The following is a 14,995-nucleotide window of genomic DNA, read 5'->3' as shown; positions in this document are numbered from 1 at the left end:
CCCCTCCCGCCCCCCAGAGGTACCGCGTTTCGAACCCCTTCCGGGCGGCCGCGTTCGGCCCCCCCCGCCCGGGGGCCCCGCCGCGCGGGGCCGCGCGCCGCTTCCGGTCGCTGGTGGATGGGGTGGGCGATCAGGATGAGTGATCAGGGTTCACGGGTTCACGGGGTCACGGGTTGACGCAGCCGATCGTGCCGGCCGGGAAGTCGTTGCCCGTGGAGGTCGCGGTGAAGCCGAAGGTCACGCTGCCGTCGGGACCGATGACCCGGTTGTGGTCCACGTTCCGTACCGTCACCGTGCCGTCGGATCCGGTCGTCAGCGAGCCGTTCCACACGCTGCTGATCCGGGTCCCCGTACCGGGCTTCCACTGCACGCCCCATCCGTTCAGCGGCTGCTTCGAGTGGTTCATCACCTCGACCTCGCCCTGGAAGCCGCCGTTCCAGGAGTTCACCACCTCGTAGACGGCCATGCAGGAACCGGTGTGCGGAGGGTCCGTGGGCGTGGGCGTGGGCGTCGGGGTCGGCGTGGGAGTCGGCGTCGGGGTGGGCGTCGGGGTCGGGGTCGGCGTGCCGCCCGAGCCGCGGATGCCGGTCACCTCGCCGTTGCCGCCGTCGAAGACGACGTCGGAGCAGGAGAAGAAGTTCTCCTGGCTGTCCGACCGCACCCACTGCATGAAGATCAGCGCGTCACCGGAGCGGCCCGAGGGCAGCTTCAGGTCCCAGTAGTAGTGGCCGCCGTTGGAGCCCGCCCCGCCCTGCTGCGGCGGGTTGGTGACGGTCTGGATCAGCTCCAGGTCGCCCCAGCCCAGCTGGGACGTGGGCGACCAGCCGGGCTTGGTGAGGTAGACGCGGAAGTCGCCCGGGTGGGCCGCCCAGTTGCTGTACTGCACCTTGATCGTGGCACCGGACGTCAGGTGCGTCCGGGGCCAGTCGGCGCGCGCGGCGTTGTAGGCGGAGAAGTCGTACGGCGACCGGTCACCCGCGCTGCACAGGGTGCCGTCCGGGACGTAACCCGGGCCGCGTCCGCCCGCGTTGGAGTCGAGCACGGCGAACCAGTTGTACAGGGCCGTCGAGCCGCTCTTGCTCAGCGCGTCCTTGCACGCGGGGTTGGTCGGGTTCAGCGCGCCGGTGCCGGTGATGGCGTCCAGCTGGCAGAGGTAGGTGCGCGAGCCGGGCATCATCGCCACGCCGTGGGCCTGCGCGCTGCTCTGCCCGAGCACGGACAGGCCGAGCGCGCCGAGCAGGGTGGCCAGGACCGCCGTCAGGGAGACGAGCCTGCCGCGCCGGATCAGCCGGGCTCTGGTGCCGCCCGGTTCCCGTGCTGTCGGTGCCGACGGTGGCGTCGGTGTTGCTTGTGTCATTGCTGTGCCTCCGGTGTCTCCTGCGGTATCAGGTACTGGTGATCAGGTCATGACAGGCAGGTCACGGCCGTCAGGGGCGGGCGGATGTGCTGGAGCCCTCGCCCGTCCGGGGACGTGCTCCGACCGGACGGGCGAGGGAGACGGGGACCGGCGGGGAACAGGGGCAGGGAAGGTCAGGCGGGCGGCGTGCCCCAGGCGGTCTGGGTGCCGAGGTAGGCGGGGACCGACGGGGCGTCGGCGTACGCGGTGTTGGTGCCGCGGCTGTAGTCGTTGGCCTCGTTGAACGCCGACCAGTCGCCCTTGGCCAGCCGCAGCTGGAGGTCACCGGTGTCCTTGCCGGCCGCCAGGCTGCCGCCGCCGAAGGCGACCTCCAGGTAGGCGTCGGCGCCCGCGACGGGGGTGCTCAGCGGGACGACCCGCAGCTTGAGCTGGGAGCAGCCGACGGCCGCGTAGTCGCAGTAGGCGTTGACCGTGGAGGAACCGCCGTCCCGGGTGAAGTAGTAGCGCACCGTGACCTTGCTCAGGTCGAACGCGGCACTTCCGGTGTTCACGACCCGCAGGCCCGGACGGATGCTGTTGTCGGTGGCGGAACCGTCGTTGTTCTTGTACTGGACCTTGACCCCGCCGACCGGGTCCGGACCCGGGTTGCCGCCGCCCGCTTCCGTGGTGACGCTCAGCGCGGCCGAGGGCGCGGAGACGTTGCCGGCCGCGTCCCGGGCCCGGACGGTGTAGCTGTAGGCGGTGGACGCGCTCAGCCCGGTGTCCGTGAAGGCCGTGCCCGTCACCGGCGAGGAGTTCACCTTGGTGGTGCCCCGGTAGACGTCGTAACCGGTCACCCCCACGTTGTCCGTCGCGGCCGTCCAGGACAGCGAGACGCTGCTCGCGGTCTTCGCGGTCGCCGTCAGGCCGGTGGGCGCGGTCGGGGCGGTGGTGTCACCGCCGGGGTCGGGGTTGGAACCGCCGCCGTCCAGGGCCGGGTGGGCGTTGTTCACCAGCATCGCGAACTGCTTGTGGAACCAGTGTCCGGCCAGCGGGGCGTCGGACAGCGCGCCGGTCTTGTTGTTGCCGGCGTTGGGCGCGGTGTACGTGGGGTCGCACATCGGGTCCTGGCGCTTGCCCTCGTTGTTCGGGATGTCCTCGCTGGCCCCGTCCGACTCGCCCGGCGGCTTGACCCACAGGAACGCGTCGAGGTGCGAGTCGGGGTAGCCGGACGGTGCCGCCTGCGGAGGCTGCCCGATACCGGCGCCGTCCACGTTGCACCACAGGCCGCGGTGGGCCCGGCGGTCCACCTTGGACTGGGCGATGTAGGTGTCCAGGGTGGTGCTGGTGCTCTCGGCGGTGGGCCGGCCGGCGCCGCCCCAGCCGTTGCGGGAGGTGTCGATGATCATGCCGGTGGAGGCGGGCCAGCCGGCCGACACCAGCGCCCGGTGCACGTTCCTGGTGAAGTCCGACTCGTCGAAGTTGGGGTTCCACTCGTAGAACTTGCCGGACTTGACCATGTTGCCGCCGACCGTCTTGTCGGGGTTGGTCAGGAACGGCTCTTCCAGCGGCGTGTAGTTGGAGACGTTCGTGATCAGCCCGTCGACGCTGTTCAGCCCGGCCGAGGTGCCCTTGGCGACGTCGGTGTACAGCTGCACGGTCTGGGTGAGGTTGGTGTCCCAGCCGAGCCAGCCGGAGTGCGCGAAGTCCAGGTACGTGTAGACGTTCGGGATCGCGTGCAGCTTGTCCAGGGCGTACTGCACGGCCTTGACGTACAGGCCGCTGCTCTTGGCCTGCGCGCACTCGGGGTCGGAGAGGTTCGTCACCAGGTTCGGCAGGCCGTCCGGCTCGATGACCGTGGTGATGCGGATGTCCTGGTACTTGGGGTTCTTGAACACGTCCGCGATGACGTCGATGTACTCGGACTTGTACCGCGCCAGCCCGGCCTCGGTGAGCGGGAGCTCGCCGTTGGAGGCGAGCGCGGCGCAGTCCCGCCCCGGCAGGTCGTACACCACGAACGTGGCGGTGATCGGCTGCCCCGGCTTCTTCTGCGCCAGCGCCAGGTCGAGGTGGTCGGCCAGACTCTTGCGGCCCGCGTTGGCCTCGCCGCCGTGGATGGCCGCGATCCGGTCCAGCCACACCGCGGTGGGGTTGTTCCTGACCTTCTCCATCCTGGCCTTGAGCGCCGCGTCGGAGGTCTGCGCGATGGAGGCGTCGACGCGCTCGGCGTAGTCGGGGTTGACGTAGAAGGTGGCGCCGGTGAACGGGTTGTCGACGTGCGGTTCCGCGGCGGACGCGGGCTGTCCGGCGAGCTGGCCCGTCAGACCCAGCATCAGGGTGGTCAGGGCGGTGGCCAGTGCCGCCGAGCGCCGGCGGCTTGATCGCCGCGGGGCGTCGCCGGAGCGTCTGGTCCGGTCGGTCATCGTCTCTCCTCGGTTGTACGGTGCGGGAGGCGCGGTGCGGGTGGTGCGTCGCAGCGCCTGTGGTGCCGGTGGTGCGAGGTGGTGCGTGGAGCGCTGGTGGCGCGTTGTGGTGCTCGTAGCGCCGGTGGTGCGTGGTGGTGCCGGTGGTGCGTGGTGGTGCCGGTGGTGCGGTCAGGTGCCGGCGCACTGCGGGGCGGGCGCGCCCGCGGTGCCGTTCGCGGTGAAGCCGAACGATGTGGTGGCGCCGGGGGACAGGGCGCCGTTGTGGGTGGTGTTGCGGACGGTGGCCCGGCCCTGCGCCACCGTCAGCGAGCCGTTCCAGAGGCTGGTCACGGTCGAACCGCCCAGGTCCCACGCGACCGACCAGCCGGTCAGCGGAGCGGTTCCCGTGTTCTTGACGGTGACCTCCGCCTGGTAGCCGCCCGACCAGGAGGAGGCGACCCGGAACTGCGCCGAGCAGGACTTGGGGGCCGGAGCCGGGTCGGGATCAGGGTCCGGGTCCGGACCGGGGTCGGTGCCGGTGTCGTAGGCCAGCCCGTACCCGTACGGGAACAGCGGCGTCTTGCCGTCGCCGGCGTTGACGGGCTGCTGGGAGGCGCTGCTCATCCACGTCATGGGCAGCTTGCCGGTCGGGGCGTGGTCGCCGAACAGCACGTCGGAGACGCCGTCGCCCTCGGTGCCCGGCAGCCAGGCGGCCAGCAGCGCCTTCCAGTCGGGCAGCTGGGCGGCGATGTCCAGCGGCCGGCCGGAGACCAGGACCACGACCACGGGCACCCCGCTCGCCTTCAGTCTGGCTAGGGTCTGGAGGTCCTCCTGGTCCAGCCCCAGGGAGCCGGGCCGGTCGCCGCGCATCTCGGCGTAGGGCGTCTCGCCGACCACGGCCACGGCGGCCGTGTAGCTGCCGTCGATACCGTTGCCGTAGCGGTCGTAGGTGACCTTGGAGGGGTCGGTGACGGCGGCGCGGATGCCCTGCAGGACGGTGGTGCCCTCGGTGATGGGGCCGCTGCGGCCCTGCCAGCCCATCGTCCAGCCGCCGCTCTGGTTGCCGATGTCGTCGGCGGACTTGCCGGCGACGAACAGCTTCGCCGTCTTCGGCAGCGGCAGGACGCCGCCGTCGTTCTTCAGCAGCACCTGGGACTCGCGCACGGCCTGACGGGCCAGCGCCCGGTGCTCCGCGGAGCCGACCCCCGGTGTCAGCGAACGATCGGTGTACGGCCGTTCGAACAGCCCGAGCTGGAACTTCTTGGTGAGGATGCGGCGATTGGCGTCGTCGACGCGGGCCGTCGTGATCCGCCCGGCGCTCACCTCGCCGCGCAGCAGGCTCAGGAACTTCTTGTAGTCGTGCGGGACCATCACCATGTCGACACCGGCGTTGACGGCCGTGGCGATCTCGGCGGCGGTGAAACCGCTCTGCCCGTCGAGCTGGTCGACGGCCGCCCAGTCCGAGACGACGAACCCGGTGAAGCCCAGCTCGCCCTTGAGGACGTCGGTGACCAGGTACTTGTGGGCGTGCGACTTCACACCGTTCCAGCTGCTGTACGACAGCATCACCGAGCCCACGCCGCGCCGCACCGCCTCCTTGAAGGGCGGCAGGTGGACCGCGCGCAGCTCGGCCTCGGACAGCTGGGTGTCGCCCTGGTCGACGCCGCCGGTGGTGCCGCCGTCACCGAGATAGTGCTTGGCGGTGGCGAGGACGGAGGCCGGGCCGGAACCCAGGGTCTCGCCCTGCATGCCGGTGACGAACGTCGTCATCGCGCTGGGCACCTCGGGCGTCTCGCCGAACGACTCGTACGTCCTGCCCCACCGGTCGTTGCGGGCCACGCACAGACAGGGCGCGAAGGACCAGTCGATGCCGGTGCCGGCCACCTCCTCGGCCACCGCGCGTCCGATGCGCTGCACGAGCGCGGGGTCCCGGGTGGCGCCCAGGCCGATGTTGTGCGGGAAGACCGTCGCGCCGCGCACCGCGTTGTGGCCGTGGACGGCGTCGATGCCGTAGATCATCGGGATGCCCAGCGGGGTCCCGAGGGCGGTGCGCTGGAGGGAGTCGTAGGTGTCGGCCCAGGTCTGGGCGTTGTTCGGGCTGACCGTGGAGTCGCCGCCGGAGAGCACCGAGCCGATGCGGTAGGTGGCGAGGTCGGACTGCGGGACCAGCGCGTCCTTCTCGACCTGCGTCATCTGGCCGAGCTTGTCGTCCAGGGTCATCCGGGACAGCAGGTCGGCGACGCGGTCGGCCACCGGCAGGGACGGGTCCTGGTAGGGGAGGGCGGCGGCGGAGGACGGTTCAGGGGCGGCGGTGGTGGCGGGAGCGGCGGCCAGCCCGGTGAGGGAGAGGGCCACCGCGCACAGCGCGGCGACGACCGCCGGGCGGCGCGGGGAGGGCGAGCGGCTCATGCGGACAGGCCTTTCCTGGACGGTCCGTACGCGGGGGGTTTCCGGGGCCCGCCCTGTCGGCGCAGGCAGGGAGGAAGAGCGGGCCCCGGAGCGGGTGGGGCGCGGCGGGCGCGGGGCCCGCCGACCGGGTCACCGTGTCACGTGGTCGTGCGGGTGGTGCCGGTCACCGTGTCAGGCGGTCGTGCAGGCGGTGCCGTTCAGGCTGAAGCCGTTCGGCTGCGCGAACGTGCCGCTGTAGGTCCCCTGGAATCCGAACGTCTGGCTGCCGCCCGGCGCGATCTGCGCGTTGTGGCCCGTCCCGCTCGCCGTGACCGCGCCCGAGGCCGGGGTGACGGTGGCGTTCCAGGAGTTGGTGATGCGCTGCCCGGAGGGCAGGGTGAAGGCGAGCTTCCAGCCGTCGACGGCGGAGGAGCCGGTGTTGGTGACGGTGACGTTCGCGGTGAAGCCGCCCGTCCAGACGTTCGTGGCGTACGACACCTTGCACGCCGCCGGGGTGCCGGGATTACCGGGGCCACCCGAGCCGCCGCCGGTGTTGACGGTCGAGGAGAAGGAGTTCACCGCCAGTCCCGCGCCGTTCTGCCACGGCTCGAATCCGGCCTGAACGCTGGTCAGGTACCAGTTGTTCTGGGCCATCCCGCGGGCCACGGTCGCCCGGACGAAGTCCATGACGTCGAAGCTCCAGCTGCCGATCGCCGACGGGGCCACGAAGGACAGCACGTCGTTGGAGCCGTTGCTGCCCGACCACACCTCCCAGGTGCGCCCGCCCACGGTGGCCGTGCCGACCGGGGAGCCGATCGGCTGGATCGGGCCCACCCGGTTGAACCAGATCATGATCTCGGTCCGGTTCACCCCGTCGGTGCGGGGCGTCGGGTCCAGCCAGATGTCGTACGAGGCGTTGTACACGGCGTTGCCGACATATCCGTAGGAGATGCTGCTGGGCGCGCTGGAGATGCTGCTGACCTGCGCCGGGAGGTTGGTGCCCGGCGAACAGTTGGTGTAGTGACAGCCGTTGAAGACCGACGGGTACGACTTCGGCGCGCCGTTGGTCGGCACCGAGCCGTCGGCCTGCGTGATCCGGAAGCCGGTGTCCGTGGCGGTCACGCACTGGGTGGCGCTGGTGCCCCAGCGGTTGTTCTGGACGACATAGCGTCCCTGGATCGTGGTCGAACCGAAGGGCTCGCAGATCGTGGTGTCGGCCTGCGCCGGCGTCGGCGCCGTCATCAGCGTGCCGATGACCGCGAAAGCCGCCAGGAACGCGCCCAGCAGGGCGCGCAGGGAGCGGGTGGGGGGCGGTAACGATCTCATGTGGGGGGCCTTTCCGGGAGGGAGCGGGGGAAGGCGTGCGATGCGCTGGGGACGGGAGCGCTACCATCTCCCCACGGATGGGAGCGCTCCCAATTTCTGGTTCGGACGGGACTGTAGGAGCGGCCCATGTCCCTGACAAGACTGTGGACAAGGAACTGTCGAAGGATTTACGAAAGGGCAGGTCAGGAGGTTGATCCAAAAGGGAGGCGGAATGTTTGGGAGCGCTCCCGAAATTTTCGTGATCCCGTTCCCGGCACGGGTGGCGGGCAGGCCGACGGGCCCGGCGTCGGGGGAGAGTGACGCCGGGCCGGTGCGCTGTCGTTTGGACGGCGGCGGCGACGACGGCGGCGGCGGTCGGCCGGTGCGGTGCCGGGCCGGTGCGCTGCCGTCAGGCGCCGGTCAGTTTCCCGGTGCCCGGGAGCCAGGGGCCGAGGGGGCGTCGCCGCCCGGTGCGGTGCCCCACTGCCGGTCGGTTCCCTCCAGCAGGACGATGTGCGGGGCGTCCACCGGGGTGCTGCCCGGAGTGGTCGCGATCCCCGCGTAGGACCAGTCGTCGGCCGGGTTCCAGGCGCCCGACGAGGTGATCCGGAACTGCACCTCCTTGCGGTACGCGGACTGGCCGGCGGGCGCGATCACGGCGTCCGAGCAGTCCACGGTGACGTAGTAGACGCTGCCCTCGTACTGCGTCGGCCCGGATGCCTTCCCGCACTGGTTGTAGTTGGTGGTGACGCTGATCTGGTCCGGGCGGACCCCGGGCTCCAGCGTGAAGTAGTAGCGCAGGGAACTGTCGGTCAGCGCCCGGGCCGGCCAGGCGGACTTGTTGACGAGGTAGGCCTTGATCTCGGTGAAGTTGGTTCCGGAAGCGTTCACCGAGGCCTGTACGGACACCTCGGGGCCGTCGGGCTGCTCGGGCTTGGGGAAGTCCGCCAGGGGCGTGCCGCCGTACTCGGCGTGCAGACGGGCCAGGGCGCCGCTGAAGGCCGCGTTGTAGTCGGTGGCGACCTCGTTGTTCACGTAGTTCTGCCGGTCGTCGGTGTAGCTGTCGTCCGGCCCGCTGGGACCGCCGACCAGGGCGCCGTAGAGGGTGTGGCGGCTCTCGGCGGGGCTGGTGATCTGGTCGGTCCAGGAGCCGTGCGCGGTGCGGTGGTGGGGCTTGGTGGGCGGGTTGGCGCCGAATCCGACGACGTAGCTCGACCTGCGCGGGTTGTCACCGAGGGCGTAGTTGATCTGCCGGACCGCGAAGTCGTGGTAGCGCGTCTTGCGTTCGGCGTCGCCGGTGAGCCAGTCCGAGTAGACCAGCGCTGCGAACGCGGTGTTGGCGGCGTAGCGCAGGGAGCCCCAGCTGTCGAGGACCGCCTGGCCGCCGGGAGAGTAGCGCACGCGGCTGCCGTTCACGCCGACGGTCCACCAGTCCAGCCAGCGGTTGGCGTCGTCGACGTACTTCCGCTTGCCGGTCAGCTGGGCCAGCAGGATGTAGGCGCCGTAGGAGGTGTCGTCCCAGGACAGGGTCCAGCGGTAGGAACGGGTGGAGGTCTGCGGCTCGGTGGACAGCTGGTCGTAGTAGCTCTCCGCCTTCGCCAGGTAGGCCGCGTCACCGGTGGCCTTGTACAGCCAGATCGCGCCCCAGACCAGCTCGTCCTGGTAGCCGCTCCAGGAGTTGTAGTAACTCCTGGCGTCGGTGATGCAGTCGCTGTACTTCCCCCGGTAGGTGTCCGCGAACCCGTACAGCTGCTTGGCGTGCGTGAGCAGCTTTCCGGCGTAGGCGGCGTCGCTGTCGGCGAACACCATGGAGGAGGCCGCGAGGGCGGCGGCGGTCTGCCCGGCGAGGTCCGATCCTGGGCAGGAGGCGTCGATCTTGTAGGCGGGCCGCTCCATCGGCATCACCTCGGCCGGGCCCCACCAGGCGTGGTCCTTGCCGCCGTGGCCGACCTGGCCGTACAGGACGTTGGGTGACGGGTGGGCTTTGACGAAGTAGTCGTTGACGAACCGGAGGTTGTTCTTCAGGTGCGTCCACTGGCCCGTCGAGGTGTAGGCGGCCCGTTCCTCCAGGCCGCCCCAGGCCAGGACCGTCGCCGAATACGCCATCGGCAGGCCGAACTTGACGTGGTCACCGGCGTCGTACCACCCGCCGGTCAGGTCCAGGCCCACGTCCCTGCCGTCGTTCAGCGCCGAGTCGCCGCGCCAGGAGACCCGGTTGGTGTCCGGCAGCTTCCCGGACTGCTGGGCCTCGTAGAAGAAGAGGGACTTCTGCAGAGCCTCGCCGTAGTTGAACGCGGGCGCGGCGGCCGACGGGGAGGCGGCGGCGAGGGGGAGCAGCAGGCCGGCGGTCAGGGCGGCGGCGAGGGCGGCGGCCGGTCCGCGGCGGGAGACAGTGCGCGGGGTTGGGGTGGTGCGCGGGGGTGGGGTGGTGTGCAGCGGTGAGGTGGGGTGCGAGGGGAGGGCGGGGTACGGGGATGTGGCGGTGTATGGGGACGTGACGGTGTGTGAGGGCGGGGCGTTCCGCCTGGTCCGTCCGGGGAGGCGGAACAGGTGCGGGCGGGGTCTGTCGAACAGGTGCGGGCGCAACGGAATCGTCCTTTCCGTACAGGGTGCCGGGAGGAACGGGGTCGTGCCGTGCGATGCGGTGCGATGCGGTGCGATGCGATGCGGTGCGGTGGGGTGGGGGCGGGGATGGTGTGGAGTGTCGTGATGTGGGGGTGTGGCGTCGTGATGGGGGATGCGGTGTCGTGCCGTGGGGAGAGGCGCGCGTCGGCCGGCCAGGCCGGGTGAGGGCGCGGCCGGGGTGGCGAGCGAGAGGCCCCCTGGGGTGGGAGCGCTCCCACCCTGTTCGTCATGAAGCCAGCAGACATCACCTGTGTCAAGAGGGGACGAGCGAGGCCGAAGCCGAAGCCGAAGCGGCTCAGGCCGAGTCGCGGAGCACCAGTTCCGTACGGAGGATGACGTGCCGCCAGGCCACCGCGGAGTCCTCCATTTCCTCCAGGAGCAGCCGCACCATGGTGCGGCCGATCTCCTCCAGCGGCTGACGGACCGTCGTCAGCTGCGGATCCGTGTGCCGGGCCAGCAGGAAGTCGTCGAAACCGATCACCGACACGTCCTCCGGCACCCGGCGGCCCGCCGCGCGCAGGGCGCTCAGCGCTCCGGAGGCCATGGAGTCGGACGCGGCGAGGACGGCGTCGATCTCCGGGTTCCGCTCGATGATCTCGGCCATCGCCCGGCGCCCGCTCTCCTCGGTGAAGTCGCCCTCGACGACCCAGGAGGGCCTGATCTCGACGCCCGCCCGTTCCAGGGCCTCGCGGTAGCCGCGCAACCGGCACTGGGCGACGTACATGTCGAGCGGTCCGGTGATCGTGGCGATCGCGCGGCGACCGCGGCTCAGCAGGTGCGCGACCGCGCTGCGGGCGCCACCGGCGTTGTCCGCGTCCACGTAGGTGACGCTCTCGTCGACCGAGCGCCGCCCCAGCATGACGGTGGGCAGCCCCGCCTCGGCGAGCATGTCGGGCAGTGTGTCCTCGGCGTGCACGGACATCAGCAGCACACCGTCGACCCGGCCGCCGCGCGCGTACTCCACGAAGCGCTGCCGGTCGGCGTCGGTGCGGACCAGGGTGAGCAGCAACTGCACCTTGGTGTCGGCCAGCGCGTCGCCGACGGCCCGGACGGTCTCCGAGAAGAACGGTTCCCCGAACTTCCTCCAGTCCGGCTCCGTCATGACCAGCGCGACGGCGTCCGCGCGCCGCCCGGCCAGGGAACGGGCCGCCAGATTGGGCACGTACCCCAGTTCGGCGATGGCGCGCTGGACGGCACGGCGCGTGGAGTCCCTGACGCCCGCCGCATTGTTGATGACACGGGAGACCGTCCCGCGCCCCACACCGGCGAGAGCGGCCACCTCCTCCAGTGTCGGTGTGCCAGGGCGCTGCCTGCTGCCCACGACGACCTCCCCCCACGAGATCATCCGATACTACGACCGGCTCCCGCCGCCCTACGACCGGCTCCTGCCTCAACCGATGAGGTCCCGCCCCCGCCTGCCTCTTCCCGCCCCACCCGCCCCGCCTCTTCCCTCCCCCTCCGCCCCGCCTCTTCCCTCTGCCCGTGTCTTTCCGCCTCAGCCGTCCGCCTCTTCCCTCCCACGGCACGGCTCTGGACGGGGGAGGGAAAAGCACGCCACCTCCCGGGCTCACGTCCCGGGCTCACGTCCCGGGCTCACGCGGTGAGAGCCGCGAGCGGAAGCGGCGGCGTCACGGAGGGCTCCTCGGCCGCCGCTGCGGTCAGGCGAGCAGGTTGACGAGTCTGATGTACCGGGTCCAGTCCCAGTACGGGCCGGGATCCGTGTGGTCGCTGCCCGGTACCTCGTGGTGCCCGATGATGTGGGCCCGGTCCTTGGGGATGCCGTACCGCGCGCAGATCGCCGCGGTGAGACCGGCCGACCGCTCGTAGAGGGCGTCGGTGAAGTACGCGGGGCGGTCCACCCAGCCCTCGTGCTCGATGCCGACACTGCGCGTGTTGTAGTCCCAGTTCCCCGCGTGCCAGGCGATGTCCGCCTCGCGGACGCACTGCGCGATGTGCCCGTCGGCGGACCGGACGACGTAGTGCGCGGACACTTTTCTGCGCGGGTCGCGGAAGATGGACAGGGTGTCGGGATAGGTCTCCTGCGTGACGTGGACGACCACGTAGTCGATGCGGTGGCTCGTGGGGCGGTTCGCCGCGGTGTAGTTGGAGGTGCTCGCCGGCTGCCATTCGGCGCCCGGATGGTCGACGGCCTGGGGCTTCGCGCCGGCCCGTGGCCCGGAGAGCAACGCGTACGGGGCGGTGGCGAGTGCGGCGCCCATCAGGAGCCGCCGCCTGCTGGGGAGGAGCGCTCGTGTTCGTTCCATGCGGATCGCCTTTCGGTGGTCCTCGGGTTCTCTGAGGCATTCAGCGTGTGGTCGATCGCGTCTTCGGGACGTCTTCGGTGTGTCTTGGACGCGGTCACGGTGGTGCCGGTTTCGGCAGGGGGTGGTCAGTTCCGCAGCGCGGCGGCCGTCTCGCGCAGCCGCGCGTGCACGCCGCGGTGGGTCTCGCGCGCGGGCAGCCACTGTTTGCGGAGCTTGGCCACGCAGGTGTAGTTGGTGTCGCAGACGTTGGCCAGCGGGGACTCGACGGCCTGGGTCGCGAACTGGTAGGCGTCCAGCTCGCTGAAGCCGTAGTCGCGCACCAGCCACTGCACCAGGTCCAGCTGGGATATGCGGAAGGCGTCCTCCAGCGGGCGTGCGGAACCGGTCGAGATGATGTGCGTGTCGGACTCGATGCGGGGCCAGGGCGTGGCGAGGCCCTTCAGCAGTTCGACGATCACCACCGTGTTCATCGCGCACTCCACGGCGACCCCACAGGTCTCTCCTTCACCCTGCCGTGCGTGCCCGTCGCCGAGACTGAGCAGTGCTCCCTCGACGTTGACCCCGAGGTAGCAGGTGACGCCGGCCCGCATCTCGGGCGTGTCCATGTTGCCGCCGTGCGCGTCGGGCACCAGGGCCGAGCGCACCTCCAGGTTGGCGGGGGCCACTCCCACCGTGCCGTGCATCGGGTCCAGCGGCAGCTCCACCTCGATGTCGCTGTCCCGCGCCCGGAACATCGCCGTACGGCGCGCCCGGTCGAGCTGCCAGATCCAGACCCTCTCCGGCAGCGGCGGCTGGAGAGAGGCCGTGGTGTGGGTGGAGGTGAGCGCGCCGAACAGGGGGACCGTGGTCGACGCCGCCCAGTCCCGGGCCGGTTCGATCGACACGAAGTGCACGGCGACGGTGTCCCCGGGCTCCGCGCCCTCCACGTGGAAGGGACCGGTCTGGGGGTTGAGGAACGGGAACTCGCAGACCTCGGACACCAGGTCCTTCTCGGACCGCACCCGGCCGGCGAAGCAGTCCTCGGTGTACAGGTCCAGGACCGTGCCCGGGGTGATGCGCGCGACGGGCGGTGCTCCGCCGAACGTCCACGCGTACTCGCCCGGTTCGGGACGTACGGTCAGGATGCGGGGATCGCTCATCGCTGCACGGCTCCGTTTCGACGAAGGCCGACAGGACGGGCCGCCGGCCGTTGCGTTCTCGCGGATCACGTTACGGCGCCTGCCCGCCGGGCAGAAGGCACCGGCCCGTTCCCGTGGACAGCAGAGGAGTTGTGGACAACCCGCTCACTCGATCGGGTGAGGAGGGGGAGGCGAGCCGCCGAAGTCCGGGGAGCCGAGGCCCGGCTCAGCCCGGCTCAGCCCTGTACGGTGCCCGGCTCAGCCCCGCTCCACGCCCGGCTCAGCCTTGTGCGGTGCCCGGCTCAGCCCCGCTCCACGCCCGGCTCAGCCTTGTGCGGTGCCCGGCTCAGCCCGTTCCGCCACCGCCGCCGGATCGTCCAGCACGGCCCGCACCACCGAGTGCGCGGCACCGAGCAACGGCCCCTCGGGCCCGAACCCGGACACGGACACGGGGCAGACCGGTCCGGCCGTACGCCGGGCCAGTTCGTCCCGGAGCGACGGCAGCAGCCAGGGAGCGAGCCCGGCCAGCGCGCCGCCCAGGACCACGGTCTCGGGGTCGAGCAGGTTGACGGCTCCGGTCAGGGCGATGCCGAGCGCCTCTCCCGCCGCGCGCAGGGCACGCCGTACCTCCTCGTCACCGCGCTGCGCCCGTTCGGCGAGCAGGCCGACGCGGTCCTCGCCCGGCTCCAGGCCGGCCGCGCGCAGGACCGCCTCCTCACCGGCGTACTGCTCCAGGCAGCCGCGCCCCCCGCAGGCGCATGCGGGGCCGTCGGGCCACACCGGCACGTGCCCCAGCTCGCCCGCGAACCCGCGGGTCCCGCGCAGCAGGAGCCCGTCCACGACCACGGCGGCGCCGATGCCGATCGCGGCCGAGACGTGCAGGAAGTCCCGCGGCGTGGCCGCGCCGAGCCAGAGTTCGGCGAGAGCGCCGAAGTTGGCCTCGTTGTCCACCGTCAGCGGGATGTCCGAGGGCAGCAGGGAGCTCAGATCCGCGTCGTGCCAGTCGAGGTTCGGGGCGTGTACGACGGTCCGGGCGTCCCGCGCCACGAGTCCCGGTACCGCCACGGCGAGCCCCGCCGGCCACAGGCCCTCCGCCTCCGCCTCGGTGACGACCCGCCGCACCAGCTCCGCGAGCTGCTCGATCACCGGTTCGGGGGAACTCCCGCGGTGCGTGCCGTACCGCACGGCCCGCGCGCGCACGTGGCCGCGCAGGTCGACCGCGCAGACCGCCAGGTGGCCGACGCCGATCTCGGCGCCGAGCCCCGCGGGGCCGCGTGCGCTGACCGCGAGGGCCGAACCGGGCCGGCCCACCCGGCCGGGTCGCTCGGGGCCCAGTTCCTCCAGCAGGCCGGAGCGGATGAGCTCGTCCACGAGCGTCGACACCGCCGCGCGCGTGAGCCCGATCCGTGAGGCGACGGCGGCCCGGGACAGCGGCCCCTCGGCGCGGACGGCGTGCATCACCCGGGCCAGGTTGCGCCGGCGCATGCCCTGCTGGGTGTCCGGCAGCGCGCGTCCGGGGCCGGCCGGGTGTACCTCGTGCAGGGGTGCGCTCAT

General features: G+C 71.7%; 9 protein-coding genes. All 9 read right to left on the bottom strand.

Annotated elements, in window-relative coordinates:
- Positions 1 to 166: 166 nt before the first annotated feature.
- Positions 167 to 1,288, bottom strand: coding sequence for a lytic polysaccharide monooxygenase (locus tag ABZ340_RS10885; RefSeq protein ID WP_358781436.1), 1,122 nt, complete (start codon positions 1,286 to 1,288; stop codon positions 167 to 169).
- A 242-nt stretch (positions 1,289 to 1,530) separates the two neighbouring features.
- Positions 1,531 to 3,759, bottom strand: a complete 2,229-nt coding sequence (locus tag ABZ340_RS10880) for a glycoside hydrolase family 6 protein (protein ID WP_358781420.1) — start codon at positions 3,757 to 3,759, stop codon at positions 1,531 to 1,533.
- Between the two features lie 171 nt (positions 3,760 to 3,930).
- Positions 3,931 to 6,150, bottom strand: coding sequence for a glycoside hydrolase family 3 N-terminal domain-containing protein (locus ABZ340_RS10875; RefSeq protein ID WP_358781419.1), 2,220 nt, complete (start codon positions 6,148 to 6,150; stop codon positions 3,931 to 3,933).
- Between the two features lie 171 nt (positions 6,151 to 6,321).
- Complete coding sequence (locus ABZ340_RS10870) at positions 6,322 to 7,455, bottom strand: cellulose binding domain-containing protein (protein WP_358781418.1); 1,134 nt, start codon at positions 7,453 to 7,455, stop codon at positions 6,322 to 6,324.
- 399 nt (positions 7,456 to 7,854) lie between these two features.
- Positions 7,855 to 10,020 carry a glycoside hydrolase family 9 protein gene (locus ABZ340_RS10865; protein WP_358781417.1) on the bottom strand — a complete coding sequence of 722 codons (2,166 nt, stop codon included), beginning with the start codon at positions 10,018 to 10,020 and terminating at the stop codon, positions 7,855 to 7,857.
- 334 nt (positions 10,021 to 10,354) lie between these two features.
- Positions 10,355 to 11,404, bottom strand: a complete 1,050-nt coding sequence (locus tag ABZ340_RS10860) for a LacI family DNA-binding transcriptional regulator (protein WP_358781416.1) — start codon at positions 11,402 to 11,404, stop codon at positions 10,355 to 10,357.
- Positions 11,405 to 11,717: 313 nt separating this feature from the next.
- Entirely contained in the window at positions 11,718 to 12,323 is a 606-nt protein-coding gene (locus ABZ340_RS10855) for an N-acetylmuramoyl-L-alanine amidase (protein ID WP_358781415.1), read from the bottom strand.
- A gap of 125 nt (positions 12,324 to 12,448) precedes the next feature.
- Complete coding sequence (locus tag ABZ340_RS10850; RefSeq protein ID WP_358781414.1) at positions 12,449 to 13,462, bottom strand: acetamidase/formamidase family protein; 1,014 nt, start codon at positions 13,460 to 13,462, stop codon at positions 12,449 to 12,451.
- A 303-nt stretch (positions 13,463 to 13,765) separates the two neighbouring features.
- Positions 13,766 to 14,995, bottom strand: coding sequence for an ROK family transcriptional regulator (locus ABZ340_RS10845; protein WP_358781413.1), 1,230 nt, complete (start codon positions 14,993 to 14,995; stop codon positions 13,766 to 13,768).

Source organism: Streptomyces sp. NPDC006134 (assembly GCF_040628835.1).
In the GTDB taxonomy this organism is placed as follows: Bacteria; Actinomycetota; Actinomycetes; order Streptomycetales; family Streptomycetaceae; genus Streptomyces.
This window is presented reverse-complemented; position numbering and strand designations above follow the sequence as displayed.

Bases quoted from the DNA above. Each gene is read 5' to 3' on its own strand.
- ABZ340_RS10880 (WP_358781420.1), bottom strand. From the start codon at position 3,759: ATGACCGACCGGACCAGACGCTCCGGCGACGCCCCGCGGCGATCAAGC.
- ABZ340_RS10875 (WP_358781419.1), bottom strand. From the start codon at position 6,150: ATGAGCCGCTCGCCCTCCCCGCGCCGCCCGGCGGTCGTCGCCGCGCTG.
- ABZ340_RS10870 (WP_358781418.1), bottom strand. From the start codon at position 7,455: ATGAGATCGTTACCGCCCCCCACCCGCTCCCTGCGCGCCCTGCTGGGC.
- ABZ340_RS10860 (WP_358781416.1), bottom strand. From the start codon at position 11,404: ATGATCTCGTGGGGGGAGGTCGTCGTGGGCAGCAGGCAGCGCCCTGGC.
- ABZ340_RS10855 (WP_358781415.1), bottom strand. From the start codon at position 12,323: ATGGAACGAACACGAGCGCTCCTCCCCAGCAGGCGGCGGCTCCTGATG.
- ABZ340_RS10850 (WP_358781414.1), bottom strand. From the start codon at position 13,462: ATGAGCGATCCCCGCATCCTGACCGTACGTCCCGAACCGGGCGAGTAC.
- ABZ340_RS10845 (WP_358781413.1), bottom strand. From the start codon at position 14,995: ATGAGCGCACCCCTGCACGAGGTACACCCGGCCGGCCCCGGACGCGCG.